This is a genomic window from Rhizobium sp. 22-785-1, from assembly GCF_053521965.1.
Map to the genome: position 1 here is coordinate 39,926 of NZ_JBNWDI010000004.1, position 13,097 is coordinate 53,022.

Sequence of the window (13,097 nt, forward strand, 5' to 3'; positions counted from 1 at the left end):
TTGCTCCCAATGCATGAAGACGAAGACGCTTCCGCGCGCAAGGCATAATGCCTGCGCGGAGCGTTCAGAATCGACAGGAAAGACCATGGCAGCGCGCGGCGACAATTCGAGACCCAAATCCGGCACGGTGATCGACACTGAGCCGTTGCGTCAGGCCATTACTGGCTGCGTGCGCTCAGTGGCGGGCAGCTCTGAAGTCGAAGTGGTCTTCGCCAATGAGCGCCCGGGTCTTGCTGGCGAGCGTATGCGTCTGCCTGAAATCTCCAAGAAGCCGACGGCGCAGGAAGTGGCGATCACCCGCGGGCTTGGTGATTCCATGGCGCTTCGCCTTGCATGCCACGATAGCGATGTGCATGCGACGATGTCGCCGCAAGGCGCCGATGCACGGCAGATATTCGATGCCGTGGAACAGGCGCGTGTTGAGTCCATTGGCGCACTGCGCATGCCCGGCATGGCGAACAATATCCGTGCGATGAACACGGAGAAATATGCCAAGGCCAACTTCGGCACCATCAACAGCCAGGAAGACGCGCCGATCGCCGAGGCTGTGGCCCTTCTGGTGCGCGAGAAGCTGACGGGCGAGAAGCCACCGGAAAGTGCTGGCAAAATTCTCGATGTCTGGCGTTCCTTCATCGAAGACAAGGCGTCCGGCGACCTGAAAGACCTGTCCTCCGTCATTGAGGATCAGAAAGCCTTTTCCAAGCTTGTGCGCAAAATGCTGACATCCATGCAGATGGCAGAGGATTTTGGCGACGAGAATGACGAGCCGGAATCGCAGGAGGCCGAATCCGACGAAGACCAGCCGCGCAGCAACGAGCAGCAGGAAGAGCAGGTCGAGGAAGAGGCCGGCTCCGATGCAGCCCCTGCCGAAGAGAGCGAAGCCTCTCAGGAGCAGATGGAAGACGGCGAGATGGATGGCGCAGAGATGTCGGAGGACGAAATGTCCGACGATCTCGACGATGAGTCAGAAACGCCCGGAGAGACCCGCCGTCCCAATAGCCCGTTTGACGATTTCAACGAGAAGGTGGATTACCGCATCTTCACCCAGGAATTCGACGAGGAAATCCACGCCGAAGAGCTTTGCGACGAAGCGGAGCTCGATCGTTTGCGCGCCTTCCTCGACAAGCAGCTGGCGCATCTTCAAGGAGCGGTCGGGCGCTTGGCGAACCGTCTGCAACGCCGCCTGATGGCGCAGCAGAATCGCTCCTGGGATTTCGATCTGGAAGAGGGATACCTCGATCCGGCTCGGCTCGTACGTCTCATCATCGACCCGATGCAGCCGCTTTCCTTCAAGAAGGAACGCGATACGAAATTTCGCGACACGGTCGTTTCGCTCGTCATCGACAATTCCGGCTCGATGCGAGGACGCCCGATCACAGTCGCCGCAACATGTGCCGATATTCTGGCGCGCACTCTGGAGCGTTCGGGCGTGAAAGTCGAAATTCTCGGCTTTACAACCAAGGCCTGGAAGGGCGGACAGTCGCGCGAGCAGTGGCTGGCTAATGGTAAGCCACCTTCGCCCGGTCGCCTCAACGATCTGCGACACATCATCTACAAGAGCGCCGATGCGCCCTGGCGCCGTGCGCGAAACAATCTCGGTCTGATGATGCGCGAAGGCTTGCTCAAGGAAAACATCGATGGCGAAGCGTTGATGTGGGCGCATAACCGGTTGATCAACAGGCCGGAGCAACGCAAGATCATGATGATGATCTCCGATGGCGCGCCGGTGGACGACTCGACCCTTTCTGTCAATCCGGGCAACTATCTGGAGCGGCACCTGCGCGCCGTGATCGAACAGATCGAAACGCGTTCCCCGGTCGAGCTTCTCGCCATCGGCATTGGCCACGACGTCACGCGCTACTATCGTCGCGCCGTGACCATTGTCGACGCGGACGAATTGGCTGGCGCCATGACCGAGCAGCTGGCGGCTCTTTTCGAAGATAAAAGCGCAAGCTCGGCCAATTCCTCCGGCAGGATGCGCCGTGCGGGATAAGACACGTCTTGGCGGGGGTGTTCGCCCCCGTCGATCTTCGAGGTCGATCCTTGCAGCATTGGGCTTCACACTCGTCGGTCTGACCCCGGCTACAATTGGTGCTTCCGCACCCGATCTACCTGTCACAGCCACACCGATCCGGGATTTCCTTCTTGGATCGACTGAAAAGCGCTTCGGTAAACTGGAATTTCTCGGCGGCATGACACTTCGATCATCCGATTCCCAGTTCGGTGCGATTTCGAGCATCCGCTTCCGGCCCGATCAGCGCAGTTTCGTCGCAGTTTTGGACACCGGCCACTGGATGACCGGAAAAATCCAGCGCGATGTCACAACAGGCGCACTTTCCGGCGTCACGCATCTTAGCATCCACCCGATGCTAAACGAGAGCGGCAACACGGCTCGTAAAAAAGTGGATATGGATGCCGAGGGATTGGCGCTTCGCGGCGACCGGCTCTATGTCAGCTACGAACAATTCCACCGGATTGGCATTTATCCGGATCACGATCTGGCCGAGGCGAAGCCGCGGGGTCGGCTCCCCCACCTCATTCCGAACAGCGAGCTTCGTCGCAATGGCGGACTGGAGACGCTTGTCGCCTCGCCGGAAAACTCATCCCTGAAAGGGGCCCTGGTTGCCGTGGCGGAAGACAGCATGGATCAAGATGGTGACCTCTTCGCTGCTATTCTGGAAGGACCGTTGAAGGGCCTTTTTTCCGTAAAGCGGCATGGGTCTTTTGCCGTGACCGACGGAGCTTTCTTACCCAATGGCGATTTGCTTCTATTGGAGCGACGCTTCAATCTGAGCGAAGGGATCGGTATGCGCATCCGCCGCATTGCTGGCCAGGATATTCGTCCAGGCGCCGTCGTGGATGGCGAAACGTTGATCGAAGCCGGGCCATCCTACCAGATCGACAATATGGAGGGCATGGATGTATTGGTCCAGCAAGATGGATCGACGCACATCATCGTCGTGTCCGATGACAATCGCTCTTTCCTCCAGCGCAACCTGATGCTGGAATTCAAGCTGGACTGATTTTCAGCCCCGGGAAAAACCGAGCTCGGCCAGCCGCTTTTGCGCCGTCGGCGGCATGGGTAGGTCTGGATTGCTGCGCGCCGTCTCGATCAACAACTCGTCGCTTGCCCTCTCCGTGACCTCGATCAATGTCTTGAAAAAGGTATCGGGATCGAGACCAGGCTGGATCGGGGGCAAGATGCGCACCTTGAAATGGCCGGGATAGCGCATGGTGGAGCGGCGCGGCCAGAAGAGGCCTGGATGCATTGCAACGGGCACGACAGGCACTTTAAGATCGCGGTAGAGACGTGCAATACCATAACGATATTCCGGTTCTGCACCGGGAGGACGCCTCGTGCCCTCGGGATAGATGATAAGTTCACGGCCCTTGGCCATCTCCTCCTTGGCACGGTCCATGACCTTCAGCATCGCCTTGCCGCGCGCTGCACGGTTGACGGGTATCATGCGCTGCTTGGCGACATACCAGCCGAACAGAGGAATCCACATTAGTTCGCGTTTAAGAATATAGACCGGGTCTTTCAGATCCGGCAGCAGCGCATAGGTGTCCCAGAAAGACTGGTGCTTCGGTGCGAAGATGCAGCCGGTTTGAGGAATGTTTTCAAGGCCATCCACTTCGAATGTCGTTCCGACGATCGTCTTCATCAGCCAGTGGTTGGACCGTGCCCAGTTCTTCGGAATCTCATAGGCGAGCTTGCGCGGTACGATGAAATAGATCGGCGTCAGCACGATCATCCGCACGATCAAATTGAGGTAAAAAAGCGTATTGAACAGAACCGAACGTAGTCTGAGCATGAACCTGGCGTCTCCGGGCGCTCGGGCCGAAGACGGGTGCCTCTTCACGCCAGCGCAGATGGGCAACGCCTACACGAAATTCGTGCTGCGCAGCAAGAACTATCCGCCGCAACGCCTGAAACATAGCCCATCAGGCCCTCAATCGCGAAGCCCGTTGCCCTTGCCGATGCCGGTCAGGTCGCGAAGGGCGGCGACGACGAATTTCGCATATTCATACATCATGGTCCGTAAAACATCCGGATTGGCGAACCAGTTTGTGCGGCTCAAATCCGAGTTGATGACCGGATAGGCGATGAACTCGGTATCGGGACTGGCGCTTCTCAATTCATGCAGGCTGCGATGCATGTGATAATTATTGGTGACGACGACGATGGAAGTATAGCCCTTATCGCGTATCCACCCAGCGGCCTCATTGGCATTGCCGATGGTGTCGATCGCCTTGTAGCCCATGTCGACACAGCAGGCGAAGAGATCGGGAGAACTTTGCGTCATCTTTCTGATCTGCGCGCGCGTCGTCGAAGGGTTGACACCGGAAATGAGGAGCCGCTTGCCTACCTTGTCGCGCAGCAGACCGACCGCCTGATCGATCCGCTGATATCCACCGGTGAGCACGATGATCGCATCGGCCCTTGCGCCTTCCGGCGGACGCATGGTCGCAACGGAATCGGCGAACCAGAGAAAGCCGCCAAACACGGCGCCCGCAGTCACGACAAAAACAAGTATGGCGATACGCACGAAGCGGCGCAGGCGACCGCGCCGCGAAAACAGACGGTTTCGCGGCGAATCATCCATATGATCGTGCCGGTCTATGCGACTCATTTCCATGGGTTACCATATGCACGGACTATGGCAAGGAACAGGCGGTTGTAGCCCGCCTCACCATCAGCGCCTATAAGCCCTCGCTCTTCGACGGGTCTGAGCGGATACGGTCTATTTCGTCAATCGTGCGGATGACTGTCATCCGCGCCGTTACAGTCGTCAGCAGAGAAATGATGATCATGGTGGCAAGGATACCGAGATAACCTTCGAAGCCGACGGAAAAGGTGCCGAACAAGGCCGTTGCCTGATCGCTTTGCGGCGTGGCGAGCGAACGCGATTGCCAGAAGCCCGCAGCAAGAAACACCAGCGCGGCCACCGCGCTGCCGGCACCCGATCCTTTAAGACTGATCTTGAGAAAATGCTTCTGAAATTCGCGCGCAACGAAGCCGCTCTCCGCGCCGACGAAATGTAGTACTTCAACGATATGCCGATTGCCGGACAGTGCCCCGCGTGTGGCAAAGATCACCGTCAGCACCATGGCGGTAAAGACGAGCACCAGCACACCTACCCCGATCATTACGGTGGTATGGGCCATGGAGACCAGACGATCCACCCAGGTGCGGTGGTCGTCCAGAAAGGCTTGCGGGATCTCGGTTTTCAGCATTGCCCGCATGGCTTCGAAATCCGGCGGATTGTTTTCATCGATGGTGATGATGACAAGACGCGGCACCGGTAATTCGGAAAGATCGAGCCCCGAACCAAGCCATGGCTCCAAAAGCCGGCTTGTCGCGGCATCGTCCATGATCGTGCCTTCGCGCGTGCCGACGAAACCCAGCGCAAGATTACGAGCCTTGTTAAGCGCCGCGTTCATATCGAGCCCCTCTTCAGGCTTGATTTGAATGGTGATCTCACGCGAGATCTGGCTTTGCCAGCTACCCGCGGTGGCGCGTACCATGCTCACGGCACCAAGAGTCAGACAGGCGAGGAATGCCATGATGGCGATGACGACGATCAGCGCATTGCCTTGAATGTTGGACTGCGGAAGAATCGGCGCCATAGGGCGGATGCGCATCTGCGGCGCGCTTTGCGGCGGCGCTTTCGGATTCGGCGTCTTACGGGTCATCTCATTCATAGATGTCGAGCCGCCCTTCGGTCAAAATCATCCGGCGAGCATCGACCTGATCCATCAAAGCGAAATCATGCGTTGCGATGACGACTGCAGTCCCCAGCCTATTGAGTTCGAGAAAGAGGTTGAGGAGCCGCTTGGCCATCGGCGGATCGACGTTACCTGTCGGCTCATCGGCAAGGAGAATTTCCGGCTGGTCCATCAACGCGCGGGCAATGGCCGCACGCTGCTTCTCACCACCGGAGAGAATGGCGGGAAGAACGTTGACGCGCTCTCCAAGCCCAACCCACTTCAACAACTCGATCACATCATTGCGATAGGCGCTCTCATCCTTGCCGCGAACCCGTAAGGGCAACGCAACATTCTCATAGGTCGTGAGGTGGTCGAGAAGACGGAAATCCTGAAAAACGATACCGACACGCCGGCGCAGCATGGGAAGTTCGCTACGCGGTATGCGCGAAATATCCCGGTTGAACATGCGGATGTGACCCCGCGTCGGCTGCAGCGACATCAGCAACAAACGCAGCAGCGTCGTCTTGCCCGCACCCGATGGGCCGGTCAGAAACTGGAAAGAACCTTTGGGAATATCGAAGGTCATGTCCCTTAGAATTTCAGGTCCCATGCCATAACGCAGCCCGACATTTTCGAAATGGATCAACGTTTTTCCAGTCTCTTTCTCTTCCGACCCGGCACCGGCTCCGCCGCTTCTTAGCGCCAACTGCAAACAGCCGGAAGCCCGGCACGATGCAAGCAATCTTTGCGAAGCGTTAACCAATTAAATTTACGACTGGACAAGATTCCTTTCAATGCCTGGTAACACCCGGGCTGAAAACCTGACCAAGGGAACTCCATGGCTATGTTCCGTCCATTCCGCAACCACACGGCACATGATTACGACCTTTTGATGCCGGACATGCCCGCCCCTCGCCCGAAGACCGGCGGGAGAGTGCAGCACGAGACGATCGATGCCGAGTTTGTGACGGTAAAGGAAACGCTTTACCGTGACTATGGAAACGATAATCGCCGCGCCGTTTATCAACAAGGCAAGGTAAAGCCGGTCGGCGCGGTCGACACGTTTCAGGCGATGATCGCATGGGTCGATCGCAAGCTTTCCTCACTTTCGGTTGATGGATACTCAGCGGTGGTCGCCGCCGCAGCGGTTGGCATGTTCATACTGTCCGGCGGCTTTTCGGTTGTTCCTACGCAGCATCAAGCCATCGCCGCCTTGCCGGAACCGCTAGCCATCAGCCACGTCAGCATCACGCCACAAGACGCTGGCGGCATGGAAGTGCTCGTCATCAACGGCATCGTCGAAAACAGCACGGCCGACATTCAGGAAATTCCTGCCATCCGCGCCGATCTCTTCGCGGCAAAAGGCGAGAAGGTTGCCAGCATGTTGATCGAGCCTCCCGTGAAAGAAGTTGGCCCCCGCCTCAGCCACGGCTTTTCGGCAAAACTGCGCTATCCCGGTGGAAAAACGCCCGAAATCAAGCTTTCCTTCGTCGAAACGGATGCGTCCGCGCGCTGACTGTGCTACCGCACGCGCTTCATTCCACCCGCCGGCAAACTGTCGCTGGCTGCGAAGCAATGCAGGAGAAGATATGCCCGTCGTTCGTGGAAAAAACATCGAGCCGCTTTACACCGCCGACCAGATCGCCGAGCGCAACCGGGATATGGCAAAGCATATTGCTCAGGGACCAACGAAGGACCTGCTGGTGATCGCGGTGCTGAAGGGCTCCTTCATTTTCGCCGCCGACTTGATCCGCGCACTGCATGACAGCGGCCTTGCCCCGGAAGTCGAGTTCATCACACTGTCCAGCTACGGCACCGGCACGGTTTCGCAGGGCGTAAAGATCGTCAAGGATATCGACAGCGACGTGAAGGATCGCGACGTTCTTCTGATCGACGATATTCTCGAATCCGGCCGCACACTCCGCTTTGCCAAAGAACTGCTTTACGAGCGTGGCGCTCACAACGTGTCCATCGCAGTGCTGCTGGACAAGAAGGTCAAGCGGAAGGAAGATCTGGAGGCAGATTTCGTCGGCTTCGAATGCCCCGATTACTTCGTCGTCGGCTACGGAATGGATGTGGCTTACGCGTTCCGCGAACTGCCTTTCGTCGGCGTCGTCACTGGCGACGCGGAATAACGCTTTCTCTGTTCAGGGGACAGTGAAACGAAAAAGGGCTCCCGAAGGAGCCCTTAATCATATCAGGCGGCGTCTGCCACGCCATCACGCGCCAAATTTGGCCTGACCTTGAACAGGAGCCTGTCGGTACCGGAGGTCACCTTGACGGTCGAACCATCGGGAACCTCGCCACCGAGGATCATTTCGGCCAGCCTGTCCTGAACGGACTTCTGAATGACGCGCTTCAACGGGCGCGCACCATAGGCGGGATCATAACCCTTGTTGGCGAGCCAGATCCGTGCATCCTCGTCCAGATCGAGCGTGATCTTGCGATCGCTCAGCAACGATACGAGGCGGCGAAGCTGGATATCGACAATCGCACCCATTTCATCGCGATGCAGGCGATGGAAGAGAATGATATCGTCGATACGGTTCAGGAACTCGGGGCGGAAATGACCGCGCACGCGTTCCATCACCATTTCGCGGACAGAGTCGACCGTGTCGCTGTCACCCATCTGTGTCAGGAACTCAGAACCGAGGTTCGAGGTCATGATGATGATGGTGTTCTTGAAATCGACCGTGCGGCCCTGACCATCGGTCAAGCGACCGTCATCCAGCACCTGCAAGAGCACGTTGAAGACGTCCGGATGCGCCTTCTCAATTTCGTCGAACAGAACGACCTGGTACGGACGGCGGCGAACCGCTTCCGTCAATGCGCCACCCTCTTCATAGCCGACGTAGCCGGGAGGCGCACCGATCAGCCGGGCAACGGAGTGCTTCTCCATATATTCCGACATGTCGAGGCGAACCATCGCGGTTTCGTCATCGAAAAGGAAACGTGCCAAAGCCTTCGTCAGCTCCGTCTTACCCACACCCGTTGGGCCGAGGAAGATGAAGGAGCCGATGGGACGGTTCGGGTCCTGTAGGCCGGCACGCGCACGGCGCACTGCCTTCGATACAGCCTGAACCGCTTCACCCTGGCCGACCACGGACTTGCCGAGCTCGTCTTCCATGCGCAGAAGCTTTTCACGCTGACCTTCCAGCATCTTATCGACTGGAATGCCGGTCCATCGAGAGACGACGTGAGCGATATTGTCCGCGGTCACCACTTCCTGCACCATGGAAGCTGCACCGCTGCCATCGCGCTCTTCCGCCGCAGCCAGTTCCTTTTCCAATCCCGGAATGATGCCATAGGTCAACTCACCTGCACGCTGGAACTGACCGTTGCGCTGGGCAATCGCCAATTCGTTGCGAGCTTCGTCAAGTTGCTTCTTCAGATCCGCTGCGTGGCCGAGTTTCTGTTTCTCAGCCTGCCAACGGGCCGTCAGGGCATCGGCCTTCTCTTCAGTGTCGGTCAACTCATCTTCGAGCTTCTTCAGCCGATCAGCAGAGGACGCATCCGTCTCCTGCTTCAAGGCTTCGCGCTCGATCTTGAGCTGGATGATACGACGATCCAGTTCGTCCAGTTCCTCCGGCTTGGAATCAACCTGCATGCGAAGACGCGATGCGGCTTCGTCCATCAAGTCGATTGCCTTGTCTGGCAGGAAGCGATCGGTGATATAGCGGTTGGAAAGCTGAGCCGCCGCCACCAGAGCCGAATCCGAGATGCGGACCTTATGGTGCTGCTCATATTTTTCCTTCAGACCGCGCAGAATCGAGATCGTATCCTCAACCGTCGGTTCATCGACGATGACAGGCTGAAAGCGCCGGGCAAGGGCCGGATCCTTCTCCACATGCTTGCGATACTCATCCAGCGTGGTTGCGCCGACGCAGTGCAGTTCGCCACGGGCAAGGGCTGGCTTTAGAAGGTTCGACGCATCCATCGCGCCATCCGCCTTTCCTGCTCCGACCAGCGTGTGCATTTCGTCGATGAAGAGAATAATGCCGCCGGCTTCGGCCTGAACCTCGTTCAGGACAGCCTTCAGACGCTCTTCGAATTCGCCGCGATATTTTGCACCGGCAATCAGCGCGCCCATGTCGAGCGCCATCAGCTTCTTGTCTTTGAGGCTTTCCGGCACGTCACCATTGATGATGCGTAGCGCCAAGCCCTCGGCAATCGCCGTTTTACCGACGCCCGGTTCACCAATCAGAACGGGATTGTTCTTCGTACGGCGCGACAAGACCTGGATCGTGCGCCGAATTTCGTCATCGCGACCAATCACCGGGTCGAGCCTGCCTTCGCGTGCTTCCTCCGTCAGGTCGCGAGCGAACTTCTTCAGCGCGTCGAAGCCCTGTTCGGCATTGGCACTATCTGCCGTTCTACCCTTGCGGATATCGTTGATGACCTGATTGAGCGCCTGCGCCGTGACACCAGCCTTCTTCAACGAAGCCGATGTCGACGCAGAGGTTTCAATGGCGAGAGCCTGAAGCAAGCGCTCGACAGTCACGAAGCTGTCGCCTGCCTTCTTGGACAGATCTTCTGCGGTTGCAAACACCTTTGCGAGCGGCGCCGTCAGCGAAAGACCGCCATTACCGCCGGAAACCTTGGGGAGTTTTGCAAGTGCGGCATCATTGGCAAGCCGTGCTTCCTTGGCGTTACCGCCCGCACGTTCGATCAGCGAGGACGCCATGCCCTGGTCGTCGTCGAGCAGCGCTTTCAGGACATGTTCGGCAGCAAACTGCTGATGGTTCTGCGCCAGCGCATAGGTCTGGGCGGATTGAAGAAATCCGCGCACGCGCTCTGAGTATTTTTCAATGTTCATATCGTAACCTCCTTTGCCGGCCTGCCCGCTTTCGGCACAGATCGGAACGTTGGGATTGGAGCCCCCGTAAGCGGCAGACCCCTTTTTCGACATCGTACGTTTTGGATTTGCAGATGCCGTCAAGCCTTGGCGAACATTATCGCCTCGGCTTGCTTGACAAGGATATGGTGGGTGTTTTCATGCCTTTAAAGAGCGTGCGGCAACTGCGCATGCAAAAATTTGCGGCCTGTAAAAAGGCAAAGAGCGAGAGCCGCAGAAGCGACAGGTTCAAGAACCCGTCGCGCGCAAAGTGGTTTATGTGTCAGGCTGCGAGAGCGCGGGCTACGGCAAGACGGATGTCCGGCAATGCGAAGGGTTTGGGAACCACATCGATGATCTTGGTGACGAGATCGTCAGCGCGTTCACGCTGTTCGGCGTAGCCAGTCATCAGCAGGATCTTGAGGTTGGGATATTGTGTGGAGGCGCGATGGGCCAGTTCGATACCGTCCATGACAGGCATACGGATATCGGACAGCAGAAGATCGAAATCCTGCTCGCTCAATTTTTCAAACCCTTGTTCGCCATCGGCGGCTTCATGGGTTTCATGTCCATCCAGGCGAAGCGCCCGGGCCACGAATGTACGCAGAGCGTCTTCGTCTTCGGTAATCAGAATTCTGGCCATCTTCCATTGCTCCTGGTATTCATTCCAGCGAGCCCAAACTCGGTCATTTCCCTTTGCAATAAGTAAATGACGGCGAGGCCACCGGTGGCATGGTTAACAACCCATGCCATATTTGCGTTCCACCCAATCCGAGGCAGAACCGATAACTGATGAGTGAAGACCTGCAAGCAAGAGCCGCACACAGCATGGCAATGCAACAACGTGCGCAAGAGGACATGGCTCGCATGGGTATCGACGTCGCGTTCATCTCCCAGCTGGTCGAGACTTTCTATATGCGTGTCCGCGAGCATGAAGCGCTGGGACCGGTCTTCGACAATAAGCTTGCCGGTCGCTGGCCGGAGCACATGGAAAAGATGAAGAGCTTCTGGTCTTCCGTAGCCTTCAAGTCGGGCGCCTATGGTGGAAAACCGGTCCAGGCGCATGTGGGTGTCAGCGGCATGAGCGCCGATCTCTTTCCTCAATGGCTGACACTGTTTTCACAGACGCTGGATGAGATCGCACCTACGTCAGAAGCGCATTGTTGGTTCATGCAGACCGCTGAGCGCATCGCCAGAAGCCTGACCCTTTCCCTCTTCTACAACCCCGCCCTCGACGACCCCGCACGCAAATCCTGACGGATCGCTGATCTCAACCTGCGGTTACCCGAGGCTGGCCGAAATATCACCACTATTGTCTTGAAGGCTGCAATCGGACGTGGTTATTACATCGGCGGGAGGCGTACCAAGCGGTTCGCCGAAGCTTCAGTCAAGGCAATCAGTAATGGATCGCAGATCGTTTATCAGAAACGCAGGCGCCGCAGGCGCAGGCGTCACCGCAGCAGCACTCGCCGCACCCGCAATCGCGCAGGAAAACCCGCAGATCACATGGCGCATGACCTCTTCCTTTACCAAGGGGCTGGATATTCTCTTCGGCGCGGGGCAGCTGGTTGCTGACCATGTAAAGGAAGCTTCAGGCGGCAAGTTCGTCATCCAGCATTTCGCTGGCGGCGAGATCGTCCCGGCCCTCCAGGCAGCAGATGCAGTCAGCGCTGGTACGGTCGAGATGGCCCATACCTGCTCCTACTATTATGTTGGCAAAGATCCAACATTCGCGCTCGGCACCGCAATTCCATTCGGCCTCAATGCCCGCCAGACCAATGCTTGGTTCAATCAGGGCGGCGGCAATGACCTGCTGAACGCGTTTCTTGCCAAGCACAACATTTACTCCATCCTGCTCGGCAATACCGGCGCACAGATGGGTGGCTGGTTCCGCAAGGAAATCAACACCATCGATGACCTGAAGGGGCTGAAGATGCGCATCGCCGGTCTCGCCGGTCAGGTCATGCAGAAGGTGGGCGTTACACCACAGCAGATCGCCGGCGGTGATGTCTACGCAGCTCTTGAAAAGGGCACGATCGACGCCACCGAATTTGTCGGCCCCTATGACGACCAGAAGCTCGGATTCTACAAGGTCGCAAAGTATTATTACTATCCGGCCTGGTGGGAGGGCGGCCCTGCGGTTCACGCCTTTATCAATCTGGAGAAGTTTAATGGCCTTCCGGAAAACTACAAACGCATTCTGAGAGACGCCTGCGCCGCCGGCAACGCCTATATGCTGGAGCGCTACGACACGCAAAACCCGAAGGCTCTCAAAGAGCTTGTGGCTCAAGGCGCAATCCTCCGTCCCTTCAGCCAGGAAATCCTTGATGTCTGCCACAAGGCAGCGGTTGAGACATATGCTGGTATCTCAGCGGTCAATGCAGACTTCAAGGCGATCTACGAAAGCCAGCAGGCCTTCAAGAAGGATGCCTATCTCTGGGCACAGATCGCTGAATATACCTATGACACCTACATGATGATCCAGCAGCGCAACGGCACGCTCTAAGCGTTATCTGGGCAGAACTACGAAGCCATCCGACGCGTGCGGATG

12 protein-coding genes are annotated in these 13,097 nt (G+C 57.5%); 6 read left to right on the forward strand and 6 right to left on the reverse strand.

The window, feature by feature from the left end; all coding sequences use genetic code 11:
- Positions 1-85: 85 nt before the first annotated feature.
- Positions 86-1,993 (forward strand): cobaltochelatase subunit CobT, encoded by a 1,908-nt coding sequence (gene cobT / locus ACQZ5M_RS10015; protein ID WP_449079634.1) that lies wholly within the window; start codon positions 86-88, stop codon positions 1,991-1,993.
- Positions 1,983-3,023, forward strand: a complete 1,041-nt coding sequence (locus tag ACQZ5M_RS10020) for an esterase-like activity of phytase family protein (RefSeq protein WP_449079635.1) — start codon at positions 1,983-1,985, stop codon at positions 3,021-3,023. Before cobT ends, ACQZ5M_RS10020 begins: the two co-directional genes overlap by 11 nt.
- A 3-nt stretch (positions 3,024-3,026) precedes the next feature.
- Here ACQZ5M_RS10020 and ACQZ5M_RS10025 read toward each other — a convergent pair whose 3' ends face one another.
- From ACQZ5M_RS10025 to ftsE, 4 genes are all read right to left on the reverse strand, one after another.
- A complete protein-coding gene (locus ACQZ5M_RS10025) occupies positions 3,027-3,815 on the reverse strand; it encodes a lysophospholipid acyltransferase family protein (RefSeq protein WP_449079636.1) in 789 nt (262 codons plus the stop codon).
- Between the two features lie 138 nt (positions 3,816-3,953).
- Positions 3,954-4,640 carry a YdcF family protein gene (locus tag ACQZ5M_RS10030; RefSeq protein ID WP_449079637.1) on the reverse strand — a complete coding sequence of 229 codons (687 nt, stop codon included), beginning with the start codon at positions 4,638-4,640 and terminating at the stop codon, positions 3,954-3,956.
- Positions 4,641-4,704: 64 nt separating this feature from the next.
- Entirely contained in the window at positions 4,705-5,706 is a 1,002-nt protein-coding gene (locus ACQZ5M_RS10035) for a cell division protein FtsX (RefSeq protein ID WP_296018042.1), read from the reverse strand.
- Positions 5,699-6,358, reverse strand: coding sequence for a cell division ATP-binding protein FtsE (ftsE, locus tag ACQZ5M_RS10040; RefSeq protein ID WP_296018044.1), 660 nt, complete (start codon positions 6,356-6,358; stop codon positions 5,699-5,701). Before ftsE ends, ACQZ5M_RS10035 begins: the two co-directional genes overlap by 8 nt.
- 198 nt (positions 6,359-6,556) lie before the next feature.
- Between ftsE and ACQZ5M_RS10045 the strand changes: the two genes are divergently transcribed.
- Positions 6,557-7,228, forward strand: coding sequence for a hypothetical protein (locus ACQZ5M_RS10045; RefSeq protein ID WP_449079820.1), 672 nt, complete (start codon positions 6,557-6,559; stop codon positions 7,226-7,228).
- Positions 7,229-7,301: 73 nt separating this feature from the next.
- A complete protein-coding gene (gene hpt, locus ACQZ5M_RS10050; RefSeq protein ID WP_296099454.1) occupies positions 7,302-7,847 on the forward strand; it encodes a hypoxanthine phosphoribosyltransferase in 546 nt (181 codons plus the stop codon).
- A gap of 62 nt (positions 7,848-7,909) precedes the next feature.
- Here the strand turns inward: hpt and clpB are convergent, their stop codons facing one another.
- On the reverse strand, positions 7,910-10,528 hold the full coding sequence (gene clpB / locus ACQZ5M_RS10055) for an ATP-dependent chaperone ClpB (protein ID WP_449079638.1): 2,619 nt from the start codon (positions 10,526-10,528) through the stop codon (positions 7,910-7,912).
- Positions 10,529-10,829: 301 nt separating this feature from the next.
- Positions 10,830-11,189, reverse strand: coding sequence for a response regulator (locus ACQZ5M_RS10060; RefSeq protein ID WP_062427616.1), 360 nt, complete (start codon positions 11,187-11,189; stop codon positions 10,830-10,832).
- 149 nt (positions 11,190-11,338) lie between these two features.
- Between ACQZ5M_RS10060 and ACQZ5M_RS10065 the strand changes: the two genes are divergently transcribed.
- Both ACQZ5M_RS10065 and ACQZ5M_RS10070 read left to right on the forward strand, forming a co-directional pair.
- Positions 11,339-11,803 carry a group III truncated hemoglobin gene (locus ACQZ5M_RS10065; protein WP_296018052.1) on the forward strand — a complete coding sequence of 155 codons (465 nt, stop codon included), beginning with the start codon at positions 11,339-11,341 and terminating at the stop codon, positions 11,801-11,803.
- Between the two features lie 145 nt (positions 11,804-11,948).
- Entirely contained in the window at positions 11,949-13,052 is a 1,104-nt protein-coding gene (locus ACQZ5M_RS10070; protein WP_296018054.1) for a TRAP transporter substrate-binding protein, read from the forward strand.
- Positions 13,053-13,097 lie beyond the last annotated feature (45 nt).